Annotated in this window: 14 protein-coding genes; 2 read left to right on the plus strand and 12 right to left on the minus strand. The window is 39.4% G+C overall.

Translation table 11 applies throughout. From position 1 onward, the window contains the following. The 3 genes from D3873_RS08325 to D3873_RS08335 all read right to left on the minus strand — a co-directional run bounded on the left by D3873_RS08325 (position 1) and on the right by D3873_RS08335 (position 3,400). Entirely contained in the window at positions 1-690 is a 690-nt protein-coding gene (locus D3873_RS08325; RefSeq protein WP_119883635.1) for a CoA transferase subunit A, read from the minus strand. 230 nt (positions 691-920) lie between these two features. Continuing rightward, on the minus strand, positions 921-2,216 hold the full coding sequence (locus D3873_RS08330; protein ID WP_338014647.1) for a sigma-54 interaction domain-containing protein: 1,296 nt from the start codon (positions 2,214-2,216) through the stop codon (positions 921-923). 11 nt (positions 2,217-2,227) lie between these two features. Then, entirely contained in the window at positions 2,228-3,400 is a 1,173-nt protein-coding gene (locus D3873_RS08335; RefSeq protein ID WP_119883636.1) for an MDR family MFS transporter, read from the minus strand. A 106-nt stretch (positions 3,401-3,506) separates the two neighbouring features. Between D3873_RS08335 and mnmM the strand changes: the two genes are divergently transcribed. Beyond that, positions 3,507-4,055, plus strand: a complete 549-nt coding sequence (mnmM, locus tag D3873_RS08340) for a tRNA 5-(aminomethyl)-2-thiouridylate-methyltransferase MnmM (protein WP_119883637.1) — start codon at positions 3,507-3,509, stop codon at positions 4,053-4,055. Between the two features lie 101 nt (positions 4,056-4,156). Here mnmM and D3873_RS08345 read toward each other — a convergent pair whose 3' ends face one another. The 8 genes from D3873_RS08345 to D3873_RS08380 form a co-directional block, all read right to left on the minus strand. After that, the gene (locus tag D3873_RS08345; protein WP_119883638.1) at positions 4,157-5,746 is read right to left on the minus strand and encodes an amidohydrolase; all 1,590 of its coding nucleotides are present in this window, start codon (positions 5,744-5,746) and stop codon (positions 4,157-4,159) included. Positions 5,747-5,764: 18 nt separating this feature from the next. Beyond that, complete coding sequence (locus tag D3873_RS08350; protein ID WP_119883639.1) at positions 5,765-7,078, minus strand: NAD-dependent malic enzyme; 1,314 nt, start codon at positions 7,076-7,078, stop codon at positions 5,765-5,767. A gap of 263 nt (positions 7,079-7,341) precedes the next feature. After that, positions 7,342-8,109: a hypothetical protein gene (locus D3873_RS08355; protein ID WP_119883640.1), complete on the minus strand. Its 768-nt coding sequence runs from the start codon at positions 8,107-8,109 to the stop codon at positions 7,342-7,344. A 57-nt stretch (positions 8,110-8,166) separates the two neighbouring features. Continuing rightward, entirely contained in the window at positions 8,167-8,934 is a 768-nt protein-coding gene (locus D3873_RS08360) for a hypothetical protein (protein WP_119883641.1), read from the minus strand. Positions 8,935-8,961: 27 nt separating this feature from the next. Then, positions 8,962-9,387, minus strand: coding sequence for a hypothetical protein (locus D3873_RS08365; protein ID WP_119883642.1), 426 nt, complete (start codon positions 9,385-9,387; stop codon positions 8,962-8,964). 496 nt (positions 9,388-9,883) lie between these two features. After that, the gene (locus D3873_RS08370) at positions 9,884-10,126 is read right to left on the minus strand and encodes a hypothetical protein (RefSeq protein WP_119883643.1); all 243 of its coding nucleotides are present in this window, start codon (positions 10,124-10,126) and stop codon (positions 9,884-9,886) included. A gap of 195 nt (positions 10,127-10,321) precedes the next feature. Then, positions 10,322-11,779 (minus strand): alanine/glycine:cation symporter family protein, encoded by a 1,458-nt coding sequence (locus D3873_RS08375; RefSeq protein ID WP_119883644.1) that lies wholly within the window; start codon positions 11,777-11,779, stop codon positions 10,322-10,324. Between the two features lie 108 nt (positions 11,780-11,887). Beyond that, positions 11,888-12,691, minus strand: coding sequence for an alpha/beta hydrolase (locus D3873_RS08380; RefSeq protein ID WP_119883645.1), 804 nt, complete (start codon positions 12,689-12,691; stop codon positions 11,888-11,890). Positions 12,692-12,743: 52 nt separating this feature from the next. Between D3873_RS08380 and D3873_RS08385 the strand changes: the two genes are divergently transcribed. Then, positions 12,744-13,274, plus strand: a complete 531-nt coding sequence (locus tag D3873_RS08385; protein ID WP_119883646.1) for a gamma carbonic anhydrase — start codon at positions 12,744-12,746, stop codon at positions 13,272-13,274. A gap of 197 nt (positions 13,275-13,471) precedes the next feature. Here D3873_RS08385 and metK read toward each other — a convergent pair whose 3' ends face one another. After that, positions 13,472-14,668, minus strand: a complete 1,197-nt coding sequence (gene metK / locus D3873_RS08390; protein ID WP_119883647.1) for a methionine adenosyltransferase — start codon at positions 14,666-14,668, stop codon at positions 13,472-13,474. Positions 14,669-14,788: the final 120 nt, after the last annotated feature.

Consider the following 14,788-nt stretch of genomic DNA (forward strand, 5'->3'; position numbering starts at 1 on the left):
TTAGGCTCTAATCGTTAATCGTTCGATATGTTTTTCTTGTTTTGCTTGCAGCAATCCTTGCACGTAGATGCTAGGTGTTTGAACGTGGTTTGGATCGATATCACCCGTTTCCACAATTTCTTCCACTTCTGCAATCGTGACAACTCCTGCTGCTGCCATCATCGGATTAAAGTTTTGAGCAGTTTTGTTATACACAAGGTTACCGAATTTATCAGCTTTGGCAGCACGTACTAATGCAAAATCTGCACGTAACGCTTCTTCCAATACATATTCTTTGCCGTCAAATTCACGAATTTCTTTTCCTTCCGCCACCGTCGTACCTACTCCAGCAGGTGTGAAAAATGCTGGGATTCCTGCTCCACCTGCACGAATCTTTTCGGCTAGAGTTCCTTGAGGCGTTAATTCGACCTCAATTTCTCCAGCGAGAACTTGACGTTCGAATTCTTTGTTCTCTCCAACATATGAACCAATCATCTTTTTTATTTGCTTATTTTTAAGCAATAATCCTAATCCCCAGTCATCTACGCCACAGTTGTTCGAGATGACGGTTAAATCTTTCACACCTTTTTTCTCTAAAGCTAAAATGAGTTGTTCCGGAATTCCTACTAATCCGAAACCTCCAACCATTAAAGTACTTCCATCTTGAATTTGTTGCACCGCTTCTTCTGCAGAAGAATAAATTGGCTTCATGAATATGCCTCCTAGGTGAATCGTTTGAATTTTCATAAAAGCGCTTTCAATAGTATTTAAACAAAAAGTTCGATAGCTATCAATAGCGCTATTCTAACTGTATCAGTATATCAAGAAAAAGAAAAATCCGATAAATCGGACACTCTAATTTTGTCAGAAGAAAAACAGCAAAATCAATGTAATGAATGTCCGATTTTTCGGAATATGTGTCCGGAAAATCAGAAAATAGGTCATAAGTTATATTTTTTAATTTTTTCATATAAAGTGGATCTGCTAAGTCCTAATCGTTCAGCTACGAGCGTTTTATCTTTTATTTCATGCAACGTTTGCGAAATAATTTGTTTTTCTAAATTCTCGAGTTCTTCTTGTAATGTTCCATGATATGCTTGATTCTTCGCCTGATAATTGGTGATTGAATCAGGTAAAGCTGTTGGTTCAATCCAATCAGAATGAGAAAGATAAACTGCTGCTTGAATGACATTTTGCACTTCGCGAACGTTCCCTGGCCAGTGATACTTCTCCATGAACTTTCTTGTATCTGTCGATAATTGCAGAAGTCTTTTTCCAGCCTTCTGTTGATAATACCGCAGAAACGTCTCTGCTAATTCTGGTAAATCTTCCATACGCTCTCGTAGTGGAGGAATGCGCAGAGTAATTGCTTGTAATCGATAATATAAATCTTCTCGAAACTTCTGCTGTGCAATGAGCGTTTGTAAAGGACGATTTGTCGCTGCGATAATTCGAACGTCCTCTACTTCCTGTAATTTGCGCAACAATTTTGCCTGAACAATCATGGGCATTGCACCGATCTCATCGATAAATAATGTCCCACCTGCTGCTTGATGCAATCTTCCCGATGTTTTAATACTTTCGTCTCCCAATAATTCCAGTTCCAAAAGTTCCGCTGGAATTGCAGCGCAGTTGATTTTTACAAAAGCTTTTGTACTTCTTGTAGATCTCTCTACAATACTTGAAGCGATAAGTTCTTTCCCCGTGCCAGATTCACCTTGAATAAGTACTGGAAGATCGCTCGGCGCAATCATTTGAATCGTCTCTTTTAACGAGCGAATTGCTTGAGAAGAGCCTTTAATGTCCTCCAATTTCGTTGCATGCAGCGTAAGTGTATTTTCTTGATGGATTTTCTCCATTGTCGTTTTCACATGTGAACTCAACAAATTCCAATCACTCATATCCCGAAAAATAACACTTCCGAAAGCTCCAACAATCTCTCCATTTACAAGTAACGGAACACGGTTTGCTAACATATATGTTCCTTTTATAAAATGAGGGGACGCGATATGCTCTTTTCCTGTCGTCACCACTTCATGCATTTTCGTATTTTCGATTACCTTGTCGACTGGCATTCCAATCGCTTCCTCTTTATCGACCTCGAGAAATTTGCAATAATCTTCATTGATATAAAGAATTCGACATTCTTTATCCACTACAACAAACCATTGAAACGCATTTTCTAATATCTGTGTGACAACTGTTTCGGAAAGCATTCCTAATGATGAAGGCGTCACCATCTCACTCCTCACTCCGCTAAGCTTTTTTTGAGAGGACGATCATATAAAACACTTGGTATTATTGCTAGCGCAAGAAAAACCGTCAGTACTAAAAACATGATGGACATAGAATATTGATCAATTAAGACTCCACCAACAAATGGTCCAATCATTCGTCCTACTGTAGCTGCACTATTCACAATTCCTTGATACATTCCCTCTCGTCCTTTTGGGGCAAGCAAATTCGCTACTGTTGGTACTGCTGGCCAGACAAACATTTCACCTATCGTTAATATTACCATCGCTATAACAAAAAGTTTAAAACTTTCTGCAAATGCCACGACAACAAACGATGCCATCAATATTCCGATTCCTAAAACAAGTTGAGATTTGATGCGGTGCTCCATTCGTTTGATGATAGGTTGTATCACCGGTTGAGCTAGCACAATTAAAAGACCATTAATCGTCCAAAGTAAGCTATATTGTTTTAATGAGATCCCAAGATCTTGTGTGTAAGAAGAAATAGTTGTAGTCCATTGCACATACACAATCCAACAAATCACATAGCCTGAGATGACAATAAGGAGTGCATAAAAAGGAGCTCGATTGCGAATTATTTTCCCTTCTTTAATAACACTTGTATGCATATCTCCTCGTATTTTAAATGATTTATAGCCGAAAAACGCGATAAAGAAAAAGACAACATACATGCCAAAATTTGCGAGAAATAAATAATCGAAACTATACTCCGCGACAACACCTGCTAGCGCGGGTCCAATTGCAACACCCACATTTTGGGCTAAATAAATTGCATTGAAGGCCTTTCTTCCCCCTTCCGGCCACGCTGTACCAACCATTGCATACATACTTGGAAACACAATACCGCCGCTAAAACCTAATAGAATCAGGAAATAGACATAATATGGCCATCCATGCCATAGAGTCAATCCAAATAACCCTATTAAACTAATAATAATTCCAGTTAAAATAGAAGCATATCCACCAATTCGGTCAAACAAAAAACCACCAAGTAAATTTCCGATTATGCCCGCAGCAGCATTTGCCATTAAAACTAATCCAGCGACGGATAAAGATTGACCTAAATGATCATGCATATAAATCGTATTTAATGGCCATAAGAAAGAGTTTCCAGTTACATTTACTAACATTCCGATTATTAAAAGCCATACTCGTTTAGGCATCGTCATCCTCCGTTTATACCAATTCCATTTCAGTGTATTCTTTTGTTATGACTTCGACAAGATACGACTAAAAATAGAAAAATTCAGTTTTTTAAGGAGAGAATGTATGCAAACAGTCATTCAATTTGCACGAAACATACTAGAAGAAATCGTTTTAACAGGGGACACGGTGATCGATGCAACGATCGGAAACGGACATGACACGCTGTTTCTATCGACACTTGTCGGCCAGCAAGGAACGGTTTGGGGCTTCGATATCCAAGAAAAAGCAATACAAGAGACATCATCGAGGTTAAAGGATTTTACTGGTGATTTGCATTTAATACACAATTCACATGAATCGATTGATTCCTACATAGAGGGTGAAGTGAAAGCTGTCATGTTTAATCTTGGCTATTTGCCTGGATCTGATCATGAAACGATTACTCGAGCTCCAAGCACGATTCAAGCATTAAAAAAGAGCATGCAATTATTGCAAAAAGGCGGAAGGATTACGATCGTATTATATGACGGACACGATGGTGGTTTGGAGGAAACAAACGAGGTCATAAAATTTTGTGAACAATTAAATCAACGAGAATTCCATGTTTTGAAGTATCAGTTCATTAACCAACAAAATCATCCTCCGTTTTTACTTGCTTTAGAAAAAAGATAAAGCTGTGACGAAACAAAAAACCATCAAATTCCTTCGTGAGAAATTTGATGGTTTTAGTTATTTTCCTATGAGGTAGATCAGTATAAAGTAGACAATCGAAGTTATATCACTTCAGACGTACCACCATGTTGATAAACGATTTTGCCATCCACAATCGTATATAAAACAGTTGCCTTCGTGAAATCTTCAAGCTCTATCGTGAATAAATCTCGATCAAAAATGGTAAAGTCTGCGACGTAACCTTCTGCAATTTTTCCGCGTTCATCTTCTTGGCTAGTTGCAAATGCACTTCCTGTTGTATAAAGTGAAATCGCCTCGAACCGTGTGAGTCCTTCCTCTGGTAAATAACCATCATGACTTTCGCCTGGTAATTTTCTCGCGATTGCTGCATACATAGCAAGCAAAGGATCTACCTCTTCAATTGGAGAATCCGATCCACCACTACAGGCAATTCCACGAGTTAAAAGTTTTTTCCATGCGTATGCCCATTCCACACGGTCTTCCCCTAATCGTTCAATCACCCACGGAAAATCAGAAGTGACAAAACTTGGTTGAATATCTAATACCACCGGTAATTGCTCGATTCGTTTTACTAATGCTTCATACAAGACATTCGCATGAATTAAGCGATCTCTTTTTCCTTTTGGAGGAGGATTTTTCTCAATAGCAGTCACTACCATTTCCATCGCTAAATCCCCAATCGCATGAACCGCAACCGCCTCATTGTGTTTTCTTGCAAGTGTTACTAATTCGTCTAATTGTTCCTGCGAATGAATGGCGACCCCTTGCGTGGATGGATCGTCGGCGTACGGTTCTGTTAGTAATGCAGTTCTGCCCCCTAGTGCTCCATCCATGAAAAGCTTCATCGCTCCACCTTCCACAAACCCTATTGGATAAATAAGTTCATCTTGCATCATTTCTTCAAACACAGCATGATGCCGGAGCAAATTAATTCGAAAGGGAAGGTGTTCCGGAACTACAGTGTTAATTGCATGGAATGGTCGTGAATAATGTCCGTAATAACTCATATCTTCTGTATGTACTCCCGTAAAACCCTTTGACACTAGATCCTCCACAGCTGCCTTCACGGAAAGGGTTAATTGATCCAACGATTTCTCTGGAATCGCTTGAAAAACTAAATTTTGTGCTCCATCCAAAAGATAACCTGTTGGTTCTCCTAATTGATCACGAACGATTACCCCATCTTCCGGATCTGGGGTGTCTTTTGTAATTCCAACTAGCTCTAATACTTTTGAATTCACAAGCATGGCGTGTCGGCAAATGCGTCGCAACACAATTGGAGACGTTGAAATTTCATCTAATTCTACTCGATGCAGTATTTTACGATCAGCAAAATTGTTTTCATTCCATCCTTCTGCTACAAACCAATCCGAGTCATTTTGTTCCGTTGCAGCTTCTGAAATAGCCTCCACCATTTCTTTCGATGAAGTGAATTTTGATAGATCCAAGTACCGAATTTTATCCCCATGCCCTATTAAGTGCAAATGACTATCCACAAATCCAGGAAATACAGTTGCTCCCTGCAAATCAAAAAAATGATCCGCAAGCTCCCTAAGGTCTTTTACGGAACCAGTTCGTAGAATTTTACCTTCTTCGATTAAAATAGACTCCACTTGTTCCATTTCTGCATTCATAGTATAAATAGTGCCATTATGCATGAGTGTTTTCATTTTTACCTCCTGAAGAAGTTAGTCATTTTGCGCTGCTAATTCAACAGCTCTAGCCACCACAACATGGACGTTAGGATCTAATGGATTTGGAATCAACTCTCCTGCGCGAGTGTAATCGCTGATAGCAGTAGCTGCCGCAACGAGCATCGGATAGGTAATTTCTTTCGCACCAGCATTAAGTGCCCCTCTGAAAATGCCAGGGAAACCGATTGCATTGTTCACCATACGGCCATCTGCGGCAAACGCAGCTCCAGCTTGAATTGCATCATCTGGTGTAATTTCTGGGTTTGGATTGGATAATGCTAAAATAATTTGTCCTGGTCTTACCAATTCAGGTTTAATTAATCCAGAAACACCTGTAGTTGCAATAATAATATCACAAGTGGACATAACTTCTTCTAATGAAGCGAGTGTTTTCCCACCGTAATTGCGTAATCTCTCCAATGCCGCTTCTTGACGATCAATTCCATATACTTCTTCTACTCCGTAAGCCATCATCATTCTGCAAATTGCTTGTCCTGCTGCACCAAGTCCAATTTGTCCTATTTTCGCTTGAGTAATATCTACGTTTGCTGCACGACATGCAGATAAAACTGCCGCTAATGTCACCACCGCTGTACCATGTTGGTCGTCATGCATGACAGGTATTGGCAACTCCTTTTTTAACCGCTCTTCAATTTCAAAACAATGAGGAGAGCCGATATCTTCTAACAAAATAGCTCCAAACCCTTGATGAATGTGTTTAACCGTCTCGACAACTGTGTCAGGATCACTTGTATCTAGTAAAATAGGGATTCCACTAATTCCAACAAATTGATTAAATAAAACGGATTTCCCTTCCATCACCGGCATACCAGCAACCGGTCCAATATCCCCTAAACCAAGAATAGCGGTTCCATCGGTTACAATTGCTACACTATTTCCGATACTCGTAAAATATCTCGCCTTCTCCGGATTTGCCTGAATATCTAAACAAACACTCGCAACACCAGGCGTGTAGATTTGTTGCAAATCACGTAACGATCGAACATCAATACGCGATTTCATTTCAATCTTTCCACCTTCATGTGCGCGTAGTACATCATCTGTAATTGCATGAATCTGCACATCTTCCGGTAAGTTACGAATAGTTGAAATGACCGCATCTAATTGTTCCGCTCGCTCACAGTGCACACTAATATTCCGTACAGTGGACATTGTCCCGTTCCGGATTGTTTCAATGTCTCCAATATGACACCCTGCTTCTCCAATTGCAGTCGCTACTTTGGCAAAGTACCCTGGCTTAGATGGTGTCTCCACGATAATGGAACGAATGATTTCTTGATTTAACATAACTTCCTCCTACTAACGTAAAATGATCATTCTATTATACCAGAGATCAGACCTCTTGCCTCTAACTAAAGTTATGAAACGGACGAATTAGCTCTGAGACACATCATCCTACTCGACGGCTAGTCTAAACATTGGACATAGTAAAATTTTTCATTTCTAAATGTCAAAAAAGCTATGAACTAATTTGTTCACAGCTTTTAAAGTAAATCTGTATTTTTAGACCTTCACCACGCACTTATAGTGACGTAAAGATTTTGAGCCAACTAGAGTACCTTCTCCTCTTCTAGCTTCATGTCGTCTTCTTTTGTCATATGTGGCAAAGATAGAGAAGAGGCTTCGTTGGACGGGTTAGATACAGGAGATACCGGTTCTTCGTTCGATCCCTCATGTTCTAGCTCATAGTTTACTGGTTCGGCTTGGATTGAATCTGATGGCTCAAGAACTTCTTCCGCAGGGATTTCTTCCGTTGTCACGTGGTCTATCTCTGAAGGTATATTCTCTTCTGCTGCTTCGCCACTATCTGTAGAAGTCGAATCTTCTCCAGCATTCGACTCTCCATTCTCTGTAATAGGTGGAGAAGGCTGTTCCATATTTTCTGGCTCGGACTCATTTGCACTTGCGACTCCATTCATTTTAGCAATTGCCTCATCTACAATCGCCTGTAGGGATTGATCAATCGCTTGTTGGTCTGAAGATGTATCAATCACGATCGATTGACTAATTTGTGCTGCATGTGCTCTTAAAACTTCCACACTTTTACTTGTTTGGTCGGCTCGGTATTTTTCGAGTTGACTGCTGGCAGTTTGTAGTTCTTGCTTTACTTGCATCCGTAACTGCTTGAGTAGTTCTTCTTTTTCAGCAGATATTTCTTGATCCATTCTATTGATCGCTTCACGTTCATTTGCGTCAAACCAGTTTTTCAACAAGCTTGCCGTATCCACGTCTGCCGATGCAGAATGAATGGATAAGCCAACAACACAACTACACACCAACGCTGCACCTACTAAAAGTAGCTTATTTTGCTTCCGCATGTTTTCCCTCCAAGAAAAGAAGGACCTCCAAAAGAGGCCCTATTTCTTTTTTGCTAATTAAATCCCATCTACTACTGCTTCTAACTCCGCAATAGCTGATGCCTCTAATTGTTGTGCAGCTGCTGTAATTGCTGCTTGTTGTTGCGTCACATAATTATCACGAACCGCCGTTACTTGCGCACGAAGTTGTACAATTTTCGCATCAATCATATCCTTAATTTCTTGAACTGTTAATGCAGTTTCAGCATCAATTTGAGCTTGCAAGTCATTTTTAGCAGCTGTAATAGCAGCTTGTAAATCCGCTTTCGTTGAAGCAGTGGATGCATTAATATTTGTTGTCATATTTGTCGTAGCAGTTTGACCTTGTGCCGTTGTATATGTTCCAAGATCTGTCGTTGCATAATTTAACGCTTGAGTTCCAGCTTGATTAATAATTCCTTGTGCAAAATTAGATAGGGAATCAAATTCACCTGCTAAATACGTATCGATATGTGCTTTCATATCGTTCACATCTTGAATGTACTCTCCAGCTTTATTCGAAACATTCGTGTTAGTTGTCGTTGTTGCATTTACTCCAGCCGTTTGAATAGAAGCACCTGCACCTGTTTTCAATCCATTATATTCCGAAGCGAGTGCACCAACTTGCCCTTGAACATATGCGACAGACTGATCTTCAATGGAATCAGAAGCAATACCGAACTGATTATTGAACCATGTTTGCAAGTTGTCACCAGCATCAGATGCTCCAAATGCAACTCCTACTCCTGATAACATACCTACTGTAACTGTTCCTGCGATTACTTTGCTTTTTAATGTTTTTAACATTGAAATGATCCCCTTTAATCGTTTTTTTTATTCGCTTTCCACAATCTCTTGTAGGAGGCTTTCCATTTCTTGATCCATCGTTTCCTCTAGTTTTAGAGACTCGGTGTATGTGGAAAAATCACGTTTCTTAAGCTGTTCCGATGTCTTTTCCACTTCCGAAAGCTGTTGTTCTTTCCAATTGGAAAGTTTGGAGAGAACAGATTGACGATGCAAATTCGTGAAATCCTCTACTCTTTTTTTTGCAACTTGTTTCACAGTGGAAACATATACTTGAAACTCGCGAACCTTCGTAAATATTGCTTCGCTCGTGCTCTCTCCAATCTCCACACTTTTCTCCATAAAAGAATTGCTAAACCAATTTGAAAGACCGATTGATGGAGAAACCTTTGCATAAATTGTTCCTGCACCGCTTAGTACAGAAACTGCAAGTATGATGGCAATAAACTTTTTCAACGACATCCCTCCCATTGATTTATCACATCTTTACATGATCTCCAGTTAGAAGATATGGAAAAACCCTAACGGCTACAGCTACTTTTTTGGAAAAGTAAATTTCATTATCATTCCCCCTAACTTATAACGAAAATATTTATGGAAAAAGCGATGAAGCTTTTTTCCGTCAAATAACAAATTAGGTATTTTTCCCACTTCTAAAGTCACACCCTAAAAGAGGCAACAAATAATTGTATGAAATTAGTGTGAAAATATACCCGCTCTCAAAAGGTAAACCATCTTTTTCATCGCGTACATAGGATGTTTTGACGCGTTCTGTCGAAACGGTTTTTTTCTTTGTAAAGAAAAGTCGAATCGATTTAGTTGGAGGAAAAAAAGGAATAAAATTTGATCTTGCGAATTCATTCTTACCAAAAAAAGGAGAAAATATAACGGTGGAGGAAAAATAAGGATAAAAAAATTCCTTACAGAGGAGTGTAAGGAACATGACAAACGATTATGACTGAATAGCTTTATTTTTAATTCCTAAAACTACTTGAGCGATTGCACCTATAGCACAAAATAGCAATGCTACATACCCAATCCAGTCTAGCGGATCTAACATCAACGTTCGTACGAATAATAATAGGAGAAAAACTGCAATACCAAAGTTAATAACGTAATTCTTCTTTGTCTTTTTCATTAATACAAATAAGGCGATGCCCGCAGCTACAATGATAAGTGAAACAAATGTTTCCATTTTATTACTCCTTTCCATCATTTTTCATTCCACACAACATAAAAATGCCAGCAGTTTTTTAATCGAAGCAACGGGTAAGTCCGCTCCAATAAATCGGAAGCATCCTTCCAAACCACTTTGCTACAACAAAAAACTACTGGCACTTCTCTTAACGTTAAACGTTATCTTTCATTAGTCACACTATTTCTCGTATGATTAACGATCTACTTCTTTCTCACGATCTACCCAGAAATCTGCATTCTTAATTCCTAATTTAATAGGATCAAAAACTGGATCTACTCCAGCCGCTTTTTGTGCTTCATAATCTTTTAGCGCAATAAGTGCTGGCTTCATAATAATCAGAATGGCAATTAAATTTAGCCATACCATTAACCCTAAACCAAAGTCACCAAGTGCCCATGCGAGACCGGCTTCATTCGTTGCACCATAATAAGTAGTTCCTAAAATAACGAATTTTAGAACCCAGATACCAATGTTTTCGGCACTGCCATTCAATAAATAAGCGACGTTCGTTTCTGCCATATAATAATATGCCATAATTGTTGTAAATGCGAAGAAGAATAAAGCAATTGCAACAAACCCTGCGCCAATACCACTACCAGGTAACGCATAATCGATAGCCGCTTGCGTATATTCTGGACCAGCTACTGCACCAGGCATTTTTTCTACAACAAAATCGCCATTTCCATCGTCTAATTGTACGTTATACATTCCTGTGAATAAAATCATGAATGCCGTAGCAGAACAAACTAGTAATGTATCAATATAAACAGAGAACGCTTGAACTAAACCTTGCTTAGCAGGATGTGATACTTCAGCAGCTGCTGCAGCATGCGGTCCAGTTCCTTGACCTGCTTCGTTCGAATAAATACCACGTTTAACACCCCAAGCAATTGCAGCACCGATCATCCCACCAAAAGTAGAATCGAAACCGAATGCACTACGGAAGATTAAGCTAATTACACCCGGTAATTCCGTGATGTTAAGACCGATGATAATAATTGCCATGATAATGTAAGCTACCGCCATGAACGGCACAACAAATTGTGCGACACTTGCAATACGCTTAACTCCACCAATAATGATAAATCCAAGAATAAGAACAATAGCCAAACCTGTTGCCCAACGGGGCACTGTAAATGCTTGATCCATCGCAATGGCAATAGAGTTAGACTGAATACCAGGCATTAATAAGGAAAGTGCGACAATTGCTGCTATTGCAAAGATAACCGCATACCATTTTTGCCCAATACCTTTTTCTATGTAGTAGGCAGGACCTCCACGATATTGCCCGTGGTCTTTTACTTTGTAAATTTGTGCGAGAGTTGACTCAACGAACGCCGAAGCTGCTCCGATAAAGGCAATCATCCACATCCAAAATACTGCTCCTGGTCCTCCAAAAGCGATTGCCGTTGCAGTACCAGCAATGTTCCCCGTACCAACTCGTCCAGATAGTGCGACAGCTAATGCTTGGAAAGATGAAATTCCTGCTGAAGAACTTTCACCGCGGAACATTTGTTTGATCATATCCCCAAATAATCGAACTTGGACAAATCTAGTGATCACTGAGAAAAATAATCCAACAGCTAAGCACCCATAAATCATCCATGGACCCCATAGAAATCCGTTAATTTCTCCAATAAACTCTTCCATGATTCTCCCCCTATGTTCATAATATTGTCACATAATTCACTATATTACATTAATTCTATGTGAACAAGGGGAAATATAGAATATTGTCGAAAAATTCAATTGTTAAAACTATTCTACGATATAACCAATCGACCGCAAGACGTTTGACATAAAGGCCTTTATAAATAAAAACACTTCTTCTCTCTCAGGTTCATGAAACAAGTCATGAAAACAATGTTGCCACTCTTTATATTGAAATTCAGATAAATCTTGTTTATGAACCCATTGTTTAGTGTCACGAATGTCCGTCACTTTGTCCCTTTGTCCAGTCATTACCAGTAGCGGTATATTTGGTATAGATTCTATAGCAGAAAAATTTGTTTTCATAATGGACTGAAGTTCATGGTACCAATTTAACGTAATGGTCGTATGAAAATAAGGGTCATCTTTTTCTTCCATATACACATCATAATTTCTCGTTAACTGTTTTAACGAGATGGCATGTTTTTTCTTCACAGAATCTGAAATCACCGAAATAGAAGAAAGAGCATTCGAAAATTTTGACACACCAATTTGTAAATGAAACCAAGGAGAAGTCAAAATCACGCCAGCACATACAATCGATTTCGATTGCAATTGTTGAATGACGAGCGTTGCGCCCATTCCATGCCCTATAATGAAAATCGGCAAATTATCTTCCATGGCAACTTGCGTTAACTTCGTTACATAGTCATGATATTCTTCAAACCGTTCATCATGAACGCCAGCGAGCTTTGCTCCCTCACCATGACCAGGTAAATCCCCCATCACAACATGACAATGATTCGCTCGCAATCTTTCGATCAACCAAGCATATCTTCGATGATGCTCATACGCGCTATGAACAATGACAGCCACAGCTCGACCTTGATCATGTGCTTCCCATTTCCACATGAACATCAACTCCTTTATAATCAAAAAATAAGAACTGAAAGGAAGTGTAATCTTGATTTACCCATTTAACAACAAGACTCCACAAATAGACTCCTCCGTCTTTATAGCTGATTATGTCACAATTAGCGGCGATGTGACAATTGGAGCTGATTCTTCCGTATGGTACCAAACCGTTATAAGAGGCGATGTCAATAAAACTATTATTGGGAAGGAAGTAAACATACAAGACCTTTGTTGCTTACATCAGAGTCCTGCTTATCCTTTAGTCTTAGAAGATCAGGTAACTATAGGTCACCAAGTAACGTTACATAGTTGTACAATAAAAAAAGGAGCATTAATAGGAATGGGTTCGATCATTTTAGATGGGGCAATTATTGGAGAAGGTGCTTTTATTGGAGCGGGAAGTTTAGTTCCTCCCGGAAAAGAAATCCCTCCTGGTATGCTAGCACTTGGAAGACCAGCAAAAGTAGTTCGTCCACTAAATGCAGAGGACTTCGCAGATATGACACGCATTGTTCAATCCTACAAAGAAAAAGGAAAAATATATCAAAAAATTCAACAAGATCACCAGAAAAATGAATAATTCCAATTTTTCTATCCTACGAACAGTTTGGGCATAATGAAATAATAGATTGCAAAGGTTTACACGGTGATTTGCGATCGATTCTCTGGTTTGCACGATCGATTCTTTGCTTCCCTACATTATTTCCTCTTTCTGTAATCTCGATTTTCTACCTAAAAAAGCGTTGTTCCAAATTGGAACAACGCTTTTTTAATAGATTATAATCTCGCTTTTTGCTTAAGTGCTTCTGCTTTGTCTGTTTTCTCCCAAGGTACATCCAAATCTGTACGACCGAAATGGCCATACGCAGCTGTTTGCTTGTAAATTGGGCGACGTAAATCGAGCATTTTGATAATTCCTGCTGGACGTAGATCAAACAGATCACGAATCCAAGAAACTAAGTCTGCTTCCTCTACTTTTCCAGTTCCAAATGTATCTACCGCAATTGATACAGGTTGCGCTACACCGATTGCATACGCTAATTGTACTTCACAACGGTCTGCAAGACCTGCAGCAACGATGTTTTTCGCTACGTAGCGAGCCGCATATGCAGCTGAGCGGTCAACTTTTGTCGGATCCTTACCAGAGAATGCTCCCCCACCGTGGCGAGCGTATCCACCATACGTATCGACAATAATCTTACGACCTGTTAATCCTGCATCTCCTTGTGGTCCACCGATAACAAAGCGTCCTGTAGGGTTGATGAAGTATTTCGTGTTTTCATCAATTAATTCTGTTGGAACAACAGGTGCAATGACATACTCTTTTAAATTACGTTGAATTTGTTCTAATGTAATTTCTGGGTGATGTTGTGTTGAGATAACAATTGTATCAATTCGAACTGGTTTGTTATTTTCATCGTACTCAACTGTTACTTGTGTTTTTCCGTCTGGACGTAAATAAGGAAGTATTTCTTCTTTTCTTACTTCTGCTAATCGACGAGCAAGTTTGTGTGAAAGGCTAATTGGTAATGGCATTAATTCTGGTGTTTCATTACAAGCAAAACCAAACATTAAGCCTTGATCTCCAGCACCGATTGCTTCGATATCTGAATCCGTCATGGAACCTTCACGAGCTTCAAGTGCTTGGTCAACACCCATTGCGATGTCCGCTGATTGCTCATCAATCGCTGTTAAAACAGCGGAAGTTTCGGAATCAAAACCGTATTTCGCACGAGTATAACCAATTTCTCGAACAGTTTCTCGTACCACTTTTTGAATGTCTACATATGCGGAAGTTGTAATTTCTCCTGCAACTAAAACTAAACCAGTTGTTACAGTCGTTTCACAAGCGACGCGTGCATTTGGGTCTTCTGCTAGAATTGCATCTAAAATCGCATCAGAAATCTGATCAGACACTTTGTCTGGATGACCTTCTGTTACAGATTCAGATGTAAACAGTCGACGTGTTGTCATGGGAATTCCTCCTATATCCTGCGAGATTGCTCTCGGAAATTTAAACGGTACTCATTTCCCATGTTTTAGGTTCATCACATGAGGATACAGTGGTAGTAGGTGATGCCATAAAAAAACCTT

The organism is Paenisporosarcina cavernae, assembly GCF_003595195.1.
Taxonomy (GTDB): Bacteria; Bacillota; Bacilli; order Bacillales_A; family Planococcaceae; genus Paenisporosarcina; species Paenisporosarcina cavernae.

Excerpts from the sequence above, each read along its gene's own strand:
- D3873_RS08345 (WP_119883638.1), bottom strand. The coding sequence starts at position 5,746 with ATGAAAACACTCATGCATAATGGCACTATTTATACTATGAATGCAGAA.
- metK (WP_119883647.1), bottom strand. The coding sequence starts at position 14,668 with ATGACAACACGTCGACTGTTTACATCTGAATCTGTAACAGAAGGTCAT.
- D3873_RS08350 (WP_119883639.1), bottom strand. The coding sequence starts at position 7,078 with ATGTTAAATCAAGAAATCATTCGTTCCATTATCGTGGAGACACCATCT.
- D3873_RS08325 (WP_119883635.1), bottom strand. The coding sequence starts at position 690 with ATGAAGCCAATTTATTCTTCTGCAGAAGAAGCGGTGCAACAAATTCAA.
- D3873_RS08380 (WP_119883645.1), bottom strand. The coding sequence starts at position 12,691 with ATGTGGAAATGGGAAGCACATGATCAAGGTCGAGCTGTGGCTGTCATT.
- D3873_RS08335 (WP_119883636.1), bottom strand. The coding sequence starts at position 3,400 with ATGCCTAAACGAGTATGGCTTTTAATAATCGGAATGTTAGTAAATGTA.
- D3873_RS08370 (WP_119883643.1), bottom strand. The coding sequence starts at position 10,126 with ATGGAAACATTTGTTTCACTTATCATTGTAGCTGCGGGCATCGCCTTA.
- D3873_RS08355 (WP_119883640.1), bottom strand. The coding sequence starts at position 8,109 with ATGCGGAAGCAAAATAAGCTACTTTTAGTAGGTGCAGCGTTGGTGTGT.
- D3873_RS08375 (WP_119883644.1), bottom strand. The coding sequence starts at position 11,779 with ATGGAAGAGTTTATTGGAGAAATTAACGGATTTCTATGGGGTCCATGG.
- D3873_RS08360 (WP_119883641.1), bottom strand. The coding sequence starts at position 8,934 with ATGTTAAAAACATTAAAAAGCAAAGTAATCGCAGGAACAGTTACAGTA.
- mnmM (WP_119883637.1), top strand. The coding sequence starts at position 3,507 with ATGCAAACAGTCATTCAATTTGCACGAAACATACTAGAAGAAATCGTT.